Annotated in this window: 15 protein-coding genes; 3 read left to right on the top strand and 12 right to left on the bottom strand. The window is 36.1% G+C overall.

The genetic code is table 11. The annotated features are described in order from the left end of the window. Nucleotides 1-2 precede the first annotated feature (2 nt). From JOE44_RS01005 to JOE44_RS00990, 4 genes are all read right to left on the bottom strand, one after another. Complete coding sequence (locus tag JOE44_RS01005) at nucleotides 3-710, bottom strand: prolyl oligopeptidase family serine peptidase (protein WP_209783947.1); 708 nt, start codon at nucleotides 708-710, stop codon at nucleotides 3-5. Nucleotides 711-788: 78 nt separating this feature from the next. Continuing rightward, on the bottom strand, nucleotides 789-2,183 hold the full coding sequence (locus JOE44_RS01000) for a glucoamylase family protein (RefSeq protein ID WP_209783946.1): 1,395 nt from the start codon (nucleotides 2,181-2,183) through the stop codon (nucleotides 789-791). Between the two features lie 76 nt (nucleotides 2,184-2,259). Continuing rightward, entirely contained in the window at nucleotides 2,260-3,711 is a 1,452-nt protein-coding gene (locus JOE44_RS00995; protein ID WP_209783945.1) for a RagB/SusD family nutrient uptake outer membrane protein, read from the bottom strand. Between the two features lie 3 nt (nucleotides 3,712-3,714). Next, nucleotides 3,715-6,564, bottom strand: coding sequence for a SusC/RagA family TonB-linked outer membrane protein (locus tag JOE44_RS00990; protein WP_209783944.1), 2,850 nt, complete (start codon nucleotides 6,562-6,564; stop codon nucleotides 3,715-3,717). A gap of 365 nt (nucleotides 6,565-6,929) precedes the next feature. Between JOE44_RS00990 and JOE44_RS00985 the strand changes: the two genes are divergently transcribed. The 3 genes from JOE44_RS00985 to JOE44_RS00975 all read left to right on the top strand — a co-directional run bounded on the left by JOE44_RS00985 (nucleotide 6,930) and on the right by JOE44_RS00975 (nucleotide 8,480). Beyond that, on the top strand, nucleotides 6,930-7,601 hold the full coding sequence (locus JOE44_RS00985; protein ID WP_209783943.1) for a DUF4197 family protein: 672 nt from the start codon (nucleotides 6,930-6,932) through the stop codon (nucleotides 7,599-7,601). A gap of 40 nt (nucleotides 7,602-7,641) precedes the next feature. After that, the gene (locus JOE44_RS00980; protein ID WP_209783942.1) at nucleotides 7,642-7,947 is read left to right on the top strand and encodes a DUF493 family protein; all 306 of its coding nucleotides are present in this window, start codon (nucleotides 7,642-7,644) and stop codon (nucleotides 7,945-7,947) included. Between the two features lie 62 nt (nucleotides 7,948-8,009). Further along, complete coding sequence (locus tag JOE44_RS00975; protein WP_209783941.1) at nucleotides 8,010-8,480, top strand: hypothetical protein; 471 nt, start codon at nucleotides 8,010-8,012, stop codon at nucleotides 8,478-8,480. A gap of 38 nt (nucleotides 8,481-8,518) precedes the next feature. On the opposite strand, the gene JOE44_RS00970 is transcribed toward JOE44_RS00975, so the two are convergent. From JOE44_RS00970 to JOE44_RS00935, 8 genes are all read right to left on the bottom strand, one after another. Continuing rightward, nucleotides 8,519-8,869: an ArsC/Spx/MgsR family protein gene (locus JOE44_RS00970; RefSeq protein ID WP_105680672.1), complete on the bottom strand. Its 351-nt coding sequence runs from the start codon at nucleotides 8,867-8,869 to the stop codon at nucleotides 8,519-8,521. Between the two features lie 87 nt (nucleotides 8,870-8,956). Next, the gene (locus JOE44_RS00965) at nucleotides 8,957-9,571 is read right to left on the bottom strand and encodes a deoxynucleoside kinase (protein ID WP_002977952.1); all 615 of its coding nucleotides are present in this window, start codon (nucleotides 9,569-9,571) and stop codon (nucleotides 8,957-8,959) included. 28 nt (nucleotides 9,572-9,599) lie between these two features. Beyond that, nucleotides 9,600-10,562, bottom strand: a complete 963-nt coding sequence (locus JOE44_RS00960; RefSeq protein WP_105680673.1) for a hypothetical protein — start codon at nucleotides 10,560-10,562, stop codon at nucleotides 9,600-9,602. Nucleotides 10,563-10,707: 145 nt separating this feature from the next. Further along, nucleotides 10,708-11,730: a glutaminyl-peptide cyclotransferase gene (locus JOE44_RS00955; protein ID WP_209783940.1), complete on the bottom strand. Its 1,023-nt coding sequence runs from the start codon at nucleotides 11,728-11,730 to the stop codon at nucleotides 10,708-10,710. Between the two features lie 102 nt (nucleotides 11,731-11,832). Beyond that, the gene (locus JOE44_RS00950; protein WP_209783939.1) at nucleotides 11,833-12,855 is read right to left on the bottom strand and encodes a glutaminyl-peptide cyclotransferase; all 1,023 of its coding nucleotides are present in this window, start codon (nucleotides 12,853-12,855) and stop codon (nucleotides 11,833-11,835) included. 35 nt (nucleotides 12,856-12,890) lie between these two features. Then, on the bottom strand, nucleotides 12,891-13,274 hold the full coding sequence (locus JOE44_RS00945; RefSeq protein ID WP_209783938.1) for a VOC family protein: 384 nt from the start codon (nucleotides 13,272-13,274) through the stop codon (nucleotides 12,891-12,893). Further along, the gene (locus tag JOE44_RS00940; RefSeq protein ID WP_245169671.1) at nucleotides 13,271-13,780 is read right to left on the bottom strand and encodes a GNAT family protein; all 510 of its coding nucleotides are present in this window, start codon (nucleotides 13,778-13,780) and stop codon (nucleotides 13,271-13,273) included. The genes JOE44_RS00945 and JOE44_RS00940 overlap by 4 nt, the downstream gene beginning before the upstream one ends. Continuing rightward, a complete protein-coding gene (locus JOE44_RS00935) occupies nucleotides 13,781-14,206 on the bottom strand; it encodes an SRPBCC domain-containing protein (RefSeq protein ID WP_209783937.1) in 426 nt (141 codons plus the stop codon). It abuts the gene before it with no gap. Nucleotides 14,207-14,346: the final 140 nt, after the last annotated feature.

The following is a 14,346-nucleotide window of genomic DNA, read 5'->3' as shown; positions in this document are numbered from 1 at the left end:
GGCTATTTTCCTTTCTTTTTTGACAGCATCCATTCATACAGCGCAGGATTTGAATAGGCTGAATCCCATGAATTATGATTGTCATTCGGGAAGATAACCAATTCTGCTGTGGGATTTACAGGATGCAGCTTTTGATAAAAATTAAAAGCATTAGCGGGCAAAACAATATCATCCATGCCGCCATGAAATATTTTCATATTCAAATTCTTAAATTGATGAATATTAGCAGTCATTACCTGATCTGTAGGGGCACAAACTGAAGCCACAGCAGCAAACATTTCCGGATGCTCCATGGCCAGCTTTAAAGTTCCCCATCCTCCCATGGAAAGTCCTGTAAGATAAATGCGGGAGGTATCAATTTTATATTTCTTCTGAATTTCTTTGATCAGATTATAGACGGTAACGGTATCCCACCATGTTCCTTCCGGACATTGAGGTGCCAGAACAGCCACCGGTTCTTTGATCAGATTTTTATAGGTGAACGGGCTGTGAGCTTTTACCAAATCCAGATTAGTTCCACGTTCTCCTGAACCGTGTAGAAAAACAATCAAAGGTACATTCCCTTTTGTATTCTGTGGGTAATCCAGAATATAGGATACTTTTTCCTGTCTTTTAATTTCTTTATTGAGTTCTCCTTTTATCTCCTGCGCATTCATTTGTAATGAAAACGGCAATAGTAAAAGAGGGATATGTTTCAGTTTTAGTTTCATATTGTTATTTAGGTTTTGGCTAAAGCCAGCGGATTTGACCTTTTTTATTTAAACGGACTAAAGCCCGTTCCTATTAAATTATTTTATTCCATATTTGGTTGACTGGAAGCTTAGTTTTTTTAATCCCTGCTGAATTTCCGGTGCATTCATAAACAACTTCCAAAGGAATCCAGATCTGTAGTTTTCAACCATTGGTGCAATGGTTCCCTGGTCTATTGCAAGATATCTTGGGGTAAACCAATTGTTATAATTAACAGAAGTGGCATCATAAGGGCCTGCAGATCCTATGAATTCAGGTTTCTGGGTATACATGAATCTCAGGAACGCCATTGATTCTTTTGGAGTATATGGAAAGCTGCTTAAGGCTGCTGTAGGAGTGATCACTCCATTATCATTATTGCCAGGCATATGAGCGGTGTATCCTGTGCTTCCATCCTCATTTCTGGTATAACCGGCTGTAAGTCCCCAATAGCTAGGTCCATAACCTTTCCATTGTTTTGGATTTTCAACGCAATATTTATAGTCGATGAGGGTTTGATTTTTATTGACGTCAAAGTAGTTTTTGACAAGCTTATCGGATAATCCTGTTGGATCAAGTCCGATATACGAATATTGCGCCCAGAAAAGCGGTCCGCCATATTCTTCAGCATAATTGTGTTTTACATACAGGGGTAACCCGTATTTTGTTTTGTCTGTAAGGTAGGTTCCATTTCTGGTCCAGCCTTTATAATAGGTTTCCGCATCAATGGAATAGGTAGGTGAAGATGCTGCTAAAATATAAGTGATCAGACATTCATTATATCCTTCAAGAGGAAAATTCATTTCCCATTGGTAATCCGGTGACCAGTGCCAGTAAAGAACTTTCTGACCTCCTTTTGTATACCAGTTCCATTGGATTCCTTTCCATAGCTCATCACATTTTGCGGCAAGGGCTTTTTCTTCGGCACTTCCATTTTTAAAATATTCACGAACCATCAGTATTCCTGAAGTAAGGAATGCCGTTTCCACCAAATCACCACCATTATCTTTTTTTCCGAAAGGAACGGTCTTTCCAGTTTCCCCGTTGATCCAATGTGACCATGCTCCTTTATGACGGTCTGCCTTTGCAAGAAAATCCATGATGTGGGTAAGTCTTTTCACGGCTTCTTTTCTTGGAACAAATCCTCTTTCTACCCCTACCAGAATGGTTGCCAGTCCAAATCCTGAGCCTCCTGTAGTAATCACGTGCTTATCATTATCCGGATAGACATTGTCTTCATGATAACGCTCTCTCCCAAGCATTGAATTGGGCTCTGCATAGTCCCAGAAATACTTCAAAGCATCTTTCTGTACTCTATCCATCAGTTGTTCATCTGTGATATTGCTTTTTACTGCTTCAACTTTTCCTGCTTCCTGTTTGGCAACGGGAGCATTTTTACAGGAATACACAAAGAATAAAGAGGTAATAGCCATTGATAATACGTTCCTTTTCATGAGATCTCTTTTTATAGGGTTTCTAACTAAAAGAAGAGGAGAACTTTCATTCTCCTCTAATGTTTATGATTTATTTTTAATATCCAGGGTTTTGAGCCGACAATCCACCTGATTCCATAATAAAATCTTGTGGAAGTGGGAATAATTCGTGCTTTCCAACCTTGAAAACTTTTCCTCCGTCGGCAGCCATTGCAGCCTGAGCCTGACCTGTTCTTACTAAGTCAAACCATCGGTCATGTTCAAAAGCCAATTCCAGCCTTCTTTGCTTCCAGATATCTGATCTTACATCTGCCTGAGAAGAAGCAGGAGTATTACCGATGTTAGCTCTGTTTCTTACCTGATTCAGGAAAGGAACAGCTGCAGATGTTTGTCCCAATTCGTTCATTGCTTCAGCTCTGATTAATAATACTTCAGCATATCTCAAATAACGAATGTTTACATCTGTGGAAGCCTGATCTCTATAATTAGAAGAATAAGCTTTATAATTATAGAATTTATTTTCTGTATTTGGACCTACATAATAACCATCATATAATGTCATATCTCTGTGGATAATCGTAGCATCTCTTCTTGAATCTGTTGCAGAGTAAGCATCATACAAACCTTGGGTAGGTGTAGCAAACCCCCAGCCCCAGCCTGTAGTACCTCTGGCTCCCTGAACCTGGCTATACTGTTGGATTGCTCTTCCTGCTGTTCCTCCACTCCCATTAATTTCAAAGATAGATTCAGCATTATTTTCTCCTGAAACTTTATAAATATCCTGGAAAACAGGGGTTAATGAGTAACCTGTAACCTGATTGGTTTCATCTACAGCCAACTGCCATTTTTTCTGATATAAATACACCTTAGCTAAAAGAGCATGAGCAGCACCTTTTGTAGCTCTTTGTCCTCCAGTTCCAGAAGGCAAAACTGCTGCGGCATCTTTAAGATCTTTTTCTATAAATGCATAAATTTCTTCTTTACTTTTTCTTGTAAGCGTCATTAATTTATCTGCTTCAACTCCTGTTACAGGAACATGGTCTACTAATGGAACTCCTCCAAAAGATCTCACTAAAGTAAAATACATGAATGCTCTTAGAAATTTAGCTTCCCCCGTTAATCTTTCACGTAATTGAGGATCTGCTTTATCTAATTGTGGAAGATATTTCAATGCTTGATTACATCTATTAATACCCTGATAGTTAGAAGCAAACAACTCTTTAAATGATGGAGTTGAAGGTGTAAACGTTAAAGCGTCTAAAATATCTTTGTCTGAACCTGAATCACTCGCACTTGAACCTTTATCTGCATCATCAGAAACAATTGATGTAACCCCGATCCACGCAAATGTACTCATATTCCAGTCTAAAAACTTAGCGTAAATAGCCGTAACTAAACTATTTGCTCCTGCATCATTATTGTATATTTCACCCAATGCACCCTCAGGAATTGCTTCCGTAGGTGACACATCGATAAAGTCATTACTACAACTTTGGTTAACAGCTCCTAAAATTAAAAATGCAGCTGCTATGATATATTTCTTGTTCATTTTTTAAAAATTAAGGTTAACACCAAATACAAAAGATCTCAATGTAGGGTAAGCATCTAATTCTACCCCTGCACGTTTATATGGATCTCCTTCTGCAGTAGGATCCGTAGGATTATATCCGGATAATTCTGAAGAATATCCTGAGTATTTCTGGAACACAAAAGGATTAATTGCACTCACATAAAGCTTAATTGATTTTACATAATCAGTTAAATTCTTAAATGTATAACCTACCGAAATATTATTGATTCTGAAGTAATCTCCGCTTTCTAAATAGAACGTTGATGCAATTGGAATATTTGCAGGATTTACAGGATTGGCAGCATTAGTGTTTGTAGGTGTCCAGAAATCATTTGCTACAGAAGCCTCAACATTTTCTCCCCCATTTCTTTGGGCTTTTTTACCATTGTATACTTTAAATCCAAAAGCTCCGTACCCACTAAGGGCAAAATCCCAGTCTTTATAAGACATTGAGATATTCACTCCTAACGTTGACTTTGGTATGTAAGAATCAAAGAAACGTCTGTCTCCCGGATCTGCACTTCCCGTAACACCGTTACCATTTAAGTCTTTAAACTTCAGATTACCGTTTGCATCATAACCATCTGCTTCCCATAAATAGAAACTTCCTAATGCATATCCCACTGCATTAGCATTGAAAAGTTTTGTATCTTGTCCGTTTCCAAGATTTCCTCCCACAATTTGAGAAACAGGCTTAGAAAGATCAATGCTGGCAAGTTTGTTTTTATTATAAGAATAATTGGCACCAATTGAATAGGTAAAGTCTTCACCTACTTTATCAGCCCAATTCAGACTTACCTCAGCTCCTTTATTGACAACACTTCCCATGTGTGAATAATTCAAATCAGAAATTCCGGTTGCCATATATGGAACCACCCCCAAAATAAGATTTTTGGTTTTTCTGTTATAGATATCGAAAGTACCTGTCAACCTTTTATCCAGGATACCAAAATCCAATCCTAAAGAAGATTCTTCTGTAACTTCCCATCCTAAACCTGGATCGTAACCTTTATTGACAGTTACTCCATTACTTACTGGTGAGCTTCCAAATGCATAATTGTAAGTTGCTCCCATTGATAGTGGTAAATAATTCAAAGGAACATTCTGGTTACCGATTTTACCCCATCCACCTCTAAGCTTCAACAGATCAAAGAAACCATCTTTCATGAAGCTTTCTTCAGAGATAACCCAACCTGCACCAAATGATGGGAATGTACCCCACTTATTACCAGCCGCAAACTGAGAAGAGCCATCTCTTCTGATCGTTCCGCTTAATAAGTAACGGTTCATGAATTTATACTGGAATCTTCCGAAATAAGAAATTGTAGTATTTCTGTTTCCTTTTATTGATTCAAGGGCTTTTGTATCACTATCACTATACAGGTTACCATAGTAATCAACTCCGCTAAGGTTCCAGTAATCTTTTGAAACAGGAACATCTTTTCTGTTGATAATTAAAGTCTCCAGACCATTCTTTACCGAAGCTTCTGTACCTACAACAACTTCAATATCATGGTTTTCAATTTTCTTTGTATATGTTAAATAATTATTGAGCAACCAGTTGAAATAGTTCTGACTTTTATTGGTTAACCTTGTTAGTGGTGATGTAGCCGAGTATTGGTTTTCCGTTCTCATCGGATCACTATCTAACCAGAAAGATTTTGAATTTACAAAATTATAGTATTTATAATTACCATACTCTCCACTAAACTGAGAGGTAAATTTTAAATCTTTATAGATATCTATATCCAGTTTTAATCCACCTTGTAATAAGAAATTTCTACCTCTTTGATTATCGTAAGCAAGCTGCATTACAGGGTTACCTACGTTATTAAATCTTCCTCCTTCATAATCAATATTTCCGGTAGTCTTATTGTAAATAGGCTGACCATATTTTCCATTAGGGTAATATACAGGAACTAATGGTGATTGTTTATAAGCATTAGTAAAAGCTCCATACGATTTAGGAGTATCATTGGTAAAGGTAGCACTTAAAGTCTGAGCTAATCTGATACCTTTGGTAATTCTGAACTCGTTATTTGTTCTTACTGTAGTCCTGTTATAGTTTGTTCCTTTAAGGATAGATTGTTCATCGTAATTGCTTAAACTTAAAAAGTATTTTGCAACTTCTGAAGATCCGGAAATAGATAAGTTATGTTGGTTGTAAATCCCTGTTCTTGTAATTTCTTTAAACCAATCAGTATCGTATGGCTGATTAGGATTCAAATAATTACTGGCTTTACCCGCATTATTATAATTGGCAAATTCAGATCCGTTAGCCATTTTGATGGTTTTTAAAGGAGTTCTAAATCCAACCAATCCATCATAAGAAACGCTTAGCTTTCCTCTACCTGATTTCGTAGTAATAATGATTACCCCGTTAGCGGCTCTGTTACCATATATCGCCAATGCTGCAGCATCTTTCAATATGTCATATGTCAGAATATCATTAGAGTTGATATTGTTGATGTTATCAGTAAACATTCCATCAACTACATACAAAGGTGTTCTTCCTCCTAGTACAGTACCAAGTCCTCTGATCATCACTGTCGGAGTAGATCCTGGTGCGTCAGAAGCAATTACCTGTACTCCGGCTGCTTTACCCTGAATGGCCTGTGATGCATTCAATACTTTAGTTTTAGTTACTTCGTCTGCACTGATAGAACTAATAGAAGTAGTGTTATCTACTTTTTTACGACTACCATATCCAATCATCACGACTTCGTCGATCTTCTGGACTTTAGCAGAATCCTGTGTAACCTGTGCATTCACATTCATACCGAAGTACAAAACGGCAATGAGACATGGATACTTTAAATTACTTTGTTTCATATAGTTTCAATTTTATTCAAATAAATCAAATTCAATTTTGTCTTTAAATAGTGGAGTTATTTAAAATCTCAAAAAAAGACATTAGCCAAAAATATAAAAAATATTGAACAATGTTAAATTATCTTAAATATTTAAAAATCATCCTTTTTTATTAAATCAAAAATGACAAATATTCAAGTTTTATAATTTTATACTCAATATAACTATCAATTTTTCATTATTTCATCAATGTTAAATTACTATTTTAGGCAAAAAAATTCACCAAATCCCGCACTCACTTTAATATTTTGTTAAATAGAGAATAGTAATTACCTTTGGTGCAGTTTTTGACAAAAGCATCTTAGAAATACATAATAAAAAGATCAATGAAAAAATATATCATTGCAGCCGCTCTTATCATCGGGACCGGTGCTGTTATTACTACCAGTGTACAATCATGCACGTCACTGGCTACATCAGACATGGGGCTTTCCATTATTAAAAGAATCCTGCTCAATGGTATTGATAAAGGAATGGGTATTTACGGAAACAAAGAAGCGTTTTTACAGAATAATATGGTAGACAAAGCGCTTCCTAAAGAGCTGAGAGATATCAATTCTACACTGGAAAAAATTGCGCCTTCCCTGGTAGCCAAAGAAAGAGATTATATAGCACAGGCAGCGGCTTACACTGTGAATACTTCAAAACCTATTTTGCAGGATGCTGTAAACAGCCTGAACGCTCAGGATGTTACAAGAATTATGGAGGGAACTACCGCTACACAGATTCTTAAAGAAAAAACATCTCAACAGCTTATTGCTGCTATCGCTCCTAAAGTAGATGAAAAACTGAATGAATATGGAATTGTAAAAACCATTAATACCGCATTATCAGGAAGTAATTTTCTGGGCAGTCTTTTAGGAGGCAATAACAATACAGTCAATTCAGGAGGATTGAGTAAACTTGCTTCTGAACAGCTGGTGAATGGATTATTCAACATCATCGAAGATTATGAACATCAGAACTCCAAGTCTCTGCTGGGACCATTTGGAAAATAGGAAAAATTTCGTTATATTTATATTATATTAACAATTGCAGATGGATATATTACAAGGAAATCAACACGCAAGTCCTGAAGATTTTTATCAGTCTTTAAAGGAGAAACTGGAGGATCATCACGATTTTCCGGAAGATTATTTATTTAAATTTATTATTCCTACAGACAAGGCGAAACTTACTGAAATTTACAAAGTTTTTGATGGTATTAAATTTACCCTGGGAAACCGCGAAAGCAAAAATGGAAAATACACAGCCTGCAATATTAATGCATTTGTTCTGGATGCCAATCAGGTAGTGAATATTTATAAAGAAGTAGCCAAAATAGAAGGCGTTATTCTATTGTAAAAACACCAACCGTTTCATAGTAATGAGGCGGTTTTTTATTATATGAAATAAACAAAAACAGAATGAACATCCCACTGATCTTATTGAGCACTACCCTAGCGGTCACTACCACAAGCTGTATTCATAAAAACAACAGCGAAAATGCCTCATCGAATATCACCACTGCAGTTCAACAACAAAAGATTGAACAGGTTCAATTAATAGAAAGAACAAGAGGATTCAGCAGAAGCATTGTTGTTACTCCTTCCTCAAAAGCATCCAATATCAACGAAGAGATCACGAATACCAAGCTATCTCCTGCAGAATGGCAGGCAGTTTCCCAACTGGCAGGAAATATTGATTTATCCAAGATATCAGATCTTAAAGCTCCTACTACAGGCAGACATTCTGACCGGGCAATGATAGCCTCTATGATCATTACCTCTGGCGGAAAGGAGTATACATCTTCAGATTTTGATTCCGGGAATCCTCCAAAAGAGCTGGAAGCTTTATATAATGTGATCAACGGACCTAAGAAAACAGAAACCCAATAACATAAAAAAATCCGCTCTTACACAGAACGGATTTTTATTTATTTTTCAATAAAGAATTTTACATTTTCAATAGGCCTTCCCAGCATTGCTACCGAGCCTTTCACCAGAATTGGTCTTTGTATCAGAGAGGGATTTTCAGAAAGAATTTTTATCCATTCTTCTTCTGAATAGTTTTTATCTGCATAGTTTTCTATATACAGCTTATCTGCTTTACGGATAATATGGAAGACACTCTGGTTCAACTTCTTAAGCACCGTTCTGATCTCAAGAGGGCTTAACGGATCTTCAACAATATTGATGATCTCGAAAGGCACTCCGTTTTCGTCAAGATACTCCAGTACAGCATTTGACTTTGAACAGTTCCCGTTATGTAATACTTTAACTACCATGATATAATTATTCAATAATTAAACTTGATCTAAACAAATTTAAAAAGAATTACCCTGAGTATGTCTTAATATTCTGATAAAAATATGTTAAAACAAGCCATGCAATTCTGCCTCAATTTTCTCCAGAATAAATCCGAAATCTTCCGGTTTTTCTACAAAATCGAGATCATCCACTTCAACGATCAGAAGTTTTCCTTCCGTGTAATTGGAAATCCATTTTTCATATTTCTGATTCAGTTTTGAAAGATATTCAATACTGATGGATGCTTCATATTCACGACCTCTCTTATAGATTTTTTTAACCAGATTAGGAACATCTGATTTTAAATAAATCAGCAAGTCGGGAGCAGATACAAAAGATTTCATCAAATCAAAAACTGATGAGTAGTTATTGAAATCCCTGTCTGAAAGAAGATTCATATCATTCAGGTTCTCTGCAAAAATATGAGCATCTTCATAAATCGTTCGATCCTGAATAATGTTTTTGCCACTTTCTCTGATCTCTTTTACCTGACGGAATCTGCTTCCCAGGAAATACACCTGCAATGCAAAACTCCATTTGCTCATATCTGAATAAAAATCTTCCAGATAAGGATTATGATCTACATCTTCAAATTGTGCATCCCATCCGTAATGCTTGGAAAGCATCGTTGTCAAAGTTGTTTTTCCTGCTCCGATGTTTCCTGTAACCGCAATATGCATAATATTCTTTTTCCTTGTATTTTACTGATTAGTTGATAAGTTTTTCGATGGCTTCAGTCTGAACTTTAGAAGTGTCTTCAATCAATTTCTGTAAGGTATTGTCTGAAGGTTTCTCTACCGTATTCTCATTCGGTTTTTCCTCAGTTGTTTCTACTGGTTTATCTGTAGACTGCTGCAGAGGTTCCGGCTGAGCTTCGAGCTGTTTTTGCTGTTTGGCTTTCTTTACTTTTTCAAGGCTGTAAAGATAGAGTTTGTTCCCTTTGATTGCAAAATAAGAGAGGATGTTTTTATCCACAATTTGCGCTTCCTGATCTTCAAAAACAGTCTCCATCCCTTTTTCCGGAACGTATTGTGAAATGAAATTAGTGGCTACAACCAGAATAACATCATTTTCTCTTCGAAACCGTTTTCCGTTTTCTAATGGGGCTTCAAACAGTTTTTCAAATTTCAGGCTGTAAATCCTGATATGTTTTCTTGTTAAGACATACACCTTATTTTCATAGACCAGCATATCCATTAAATCTTCAAAACTGATATCAAATGGATAGGAATTAATGGTTGTATCATTCCTGAAATTGTACTGTATCAAACGTTTTGTACTATCATCCAAAAGCCACAGCTGCTGCAGGTCTTCGGCATAAGCCATTCTGATAAAACCAAATTTCTGTTTAAAATCCAACCTTTGAATTTCATTCATATTCTGGTCTACAAATTTCATTTCCTGGGCATTTTCAGAAAACAAGGGTACATTCAGAGGATTTTGTACGTTCTGCACTTTGTATGGAACGGTAAGCATCATTTTTCCAATCTGCTTTCCTAAAGAATCGTATTTGGTAAAACTAAAATCTTTGTTTTTATAGATATACAGATTTCCATAGTCATCGGCTAGCATATCTTTCGCTTCCTTTAGTTTCAAAGTATCTAAAGGAAGAATATTCTGCGCTGAAGCTGTACAGAAAAGGAAAAAAAATATTAAGTTTAAAAACTTCACTCTGTTTTTTTAATGGGGACAATTTACTGAAAAATAATTTCATCCAAAAGATGATAAAACCTGGTAGAATCTTCTTTGAACTTAATCAAAATCGAGACCATCTTCTGGATAAAAAGAAGTGTTTTAAAGAAAAATACAATGAATTTTATTTAAAAGCGACTTCGTATATTTTGGACCAGTTTTTTCCTGTTACGAGCATATTATCTCCTTTAAAAGCAATTCCGTTTAATACATCATCACTTCCTTTGGTATTCTGTTTTGCAATTTCTGTGAAATCAAAAGTTCCCACGACTTCTCCATTGGCGGGATTAATCTTTAGAATCATGGGTTTAAGCCAAACATTGGAATATATAAAACCATTGTGATATTCAAGCTCATTGAGTTGATCATAAATTGTAGCACTTCCGCCAACACAAACGGTTTTTACTACTTTTGACGGATCATTGACATCAAGAAAATAAAGATTTTTGGAACCATCGGTTGCAATCAGGTTTTTCCCATCATATGTCAGTCCCCAGCCTTCTCCAATGACGTTGGGAAGTGGAAATTGAGATATTTTTTTCAAGGTATTTTTATCGTAAATAAAACCAATTTTATTTTGATAAGTCAGCTGATATATTTTATCTCCAACAATTGCACATCCTTCAGAGAAAATTTCAGCGGGCTGCTTTGCCATGATTTTGGGTACAGATGATCCTAACGTATATTTTATAAGCTGTGAGGCTCCTTTCATTCCGTCACTTTCATATACTGTATTTCCTTCCACAACAAAACCTTCGATAAAGTTTTTAGGATCGTGAGGATAATCAGCAACTATTTTATAGGGAATATTCTGCTCCGGAGTTTTGGTAAATACATTAATGGTAGCATCCTGGTTCAGGACTTCACCTTTTTTTGTTTTGATGATAAAGATGACCTTGTTATCTCCCAGTGTGAAAAATTTAGGATCAATCGTTAAATCTGTTGTTTCCTTCCCTCTGAAACTGACGGCTATACTTTCTGTATTTGCTGTAATTTCTTCCGGCAATTCAATTTTATCTCCGAAATGGTAGCCTTTTTCTTCTTTTGAGTTGTTATAATCTGCAAGAGAATCAAGCATTTTTTCCTTGTTACTGCAAGAGACGAGTAATAGAACTGCTGCAAAACCAATGTTGATGTTTCGCTTCATAAAGATATTAATCATTTGCCAAAAATACTAAATTTTAATCCTCAAAACGAAAATAACGCCCCCAAGGGAGCGCTACTTCTTCTTTTTATGAATAGCATCAGATTATTTGATCTGAACTTCGTAAATCTTTGGCCAGTTTTTTCCTGTAACCAGCATATTATCTCCTTTGAAAGCAATTCCGTTGAGTACATCATCACTTCCTTTAGTATTCTGTTTGGCAATGTCTGTGAAGTCAAAAGTTCCCACTACTTCTCCATTGGCAGGATTAATCTTCAGAATGATCGGCTTCTGCCATACGTTGGCATAGATAAATCCGTTGTGGTATTCCAGTTCGTTCAGTTGGTCATACGCCTGAGAACTTCCGGCAACAGCGATATATTTAATCAGTTTCGAAGGGTCATTTACATCAAGGAAATACAAAAGCTTACTTCCATCAGAAGCAATCAAACTTTTCCCGTCATAGGTCAATCCCCAGCCTTCGCCTAATACATTTGGATAAGCAAATTCTGAAAGCAGCTTTAAAGAGCTTTTATCATAGATATATCCTTTTTTGCTCTGCCATGTCAACTGATAAACTTTATCGCCAACAATAGTGCTCCCTTCAGAAAAATCTTCCTGAGCCTGTTTGGTAGACGCAAGCGGAGTTGTTGTACCCAATGTGTACTTTAAAATCTGTGAAGATCCGTTCTGCCCGTCACTTTCATAGATGGTATTTCCTTCCACCTGGAATCCCTGTACAAAGTTTTTAGGATCGTGCGGATATTCTGCTACAATCTGATAAGCGATATTTTTTTCCGGATTTTTTGCAAATACATTGATCGTTGCATCCTGATTCAGGACTTCACCTCCTTTTGTTTTGACATTGAATGTAACAGCATTATCACCCAACGTGAAAAATTTAGGATCAATCGTTAAATCTGTTGTTTCTTTATCTCCAAAGCTGATGGTTACACTTTCTGCATTTTCCGTTACCTCTTTCGGAAGCTCAAGCTTATCTCCGAAATGGTATCCTTTCGCCTCCATTGAAGTATTATAGGTGTTCAGTGTATTAAGAATTTCTTTATCCTTATTACAAGACGCCAGTAATAAAATCGCTGCTAAACCCGCTATTATATTTTTTTTCATTGAATTTCTAAATATTTCTCCAAAAATAGCAAATTTTATTCCGTAGTGCCAATATTATCTACAGGTTCACCAAATTGTAATATATAGCCATTGTTGTCATAGATGGCAAATTCTCTCATTCCCCACTCAAAAGTTTCAATCTCATAGCATATTTTGGCTTTTGTTTTAAGATCTTCCCAAAGGTCGTCCACTTTATTTACATTGAAATAAAACGAACCGGAAAAACCGATTGATGTATTCGCTTCATGCTGATTGGGCTGAGACAGCATAATGTATATTTCATCTTTACGAAGTGAAGCCCATTGCCATTCATCATTCCTGTCCATCAAAGTAAACCCCAGAACACGACTATAAAATCCTATGGTTTCATCAAGGTTTTCTGTCCATAGAACGGGACGAAATGTGGTAAACTGTATCATGATTCCTGCAGTTTAAAAGTATTTTTATTGATTTTCATGTTTAGAGAAACCCATGTTTCCTTATCAATCCTGGCTTCACTTTTAACCTCCGGATCAAAATCAAAGCCTACTTTCCTGTAACATTCAATAGCTCCGGTATTCCAGTCGTAGACGTTCAGTTCTGCGGTTTCTTTATCAAAATGACTGAAACCATATTTCAGGAGTTCCAGCGTTACTTTTTTGCCATATCCTTTTCCTCTGTTGTTTTCATCCCAGATCAGAATTCTTCCCAGCAGAAATGTCTTTTCTTTTAAAAAAATCTGAGCATGACCGATTGTATTTCCGTCATCATCTGAAATTTTAAACAGGGTTCTTTTTTCATCATTCAAATCAGCCTCCAGCTGTTCTTCTGTGAGAGGAAAGCGGTATACAGGTCCGGCAAACTGAAGAAGCATTCTTTCGTCTTTTATCTTTGAAATCAACTGAGGAGCATCCTGAATGGTAAATGGAAGTAAGGTAATCATCATTTATTTTTCTAAATATTCTTTTAAACTCTGTCCTAAAATAGTATTCCAGCCTTCTGTAAAATTTTCTCTTGAAAAGCCTTCTCCCAAGTCTTTGAAGTTTTCAATGTCTTCATGGGTCAGCTTTATTAAAGTTGATCCATCTTCAGGCAGTAATTCCCAGGTTACAATGGTCTTCAATGCTGAAAAATCAGGATAAGACCAGGTATGTTTCAATTTCTGATTAGGAATTACTTCTAAGATTTGCCCCTGATGGTGATATTTATTGGCTCCTCCAGGTTCATAGAAATTAAATTCAGCGCCTGTTTCCAATACAAAATCCTGGATATCAAAATACCAGGATTTCATTTCATTTTTATCGGTTAATGCTTTCCAGACTTTTTCTATCGGAGCATTTATTGTGAACTGAACAATGATTGGTGTACTCATATTATAGGTTTACTATGTTTAAATGTACACATTTTGTCCGTAATATTTAACCACAAAAGTCACAAAAGTTTCATCTCTTAATGGTTTAAAGCTTAAGTTCCTACTCATGAAGAGCATACTTAAGTCACTAAAATATAACG

This window comes from Chryseobacterium sp. PvR013 (assembly GCF_017833095.1).
Taxonomy (GTDB): Bacteria; Bacteroidota; Bacteroidia; order Flavobacteriales; family Weeksellaceae; genus Chryseobacterium; species Chryseobacterium culicis_A.
This window is presented reverse-complemented; position numbering and strand designations above follow the sequence as displayed.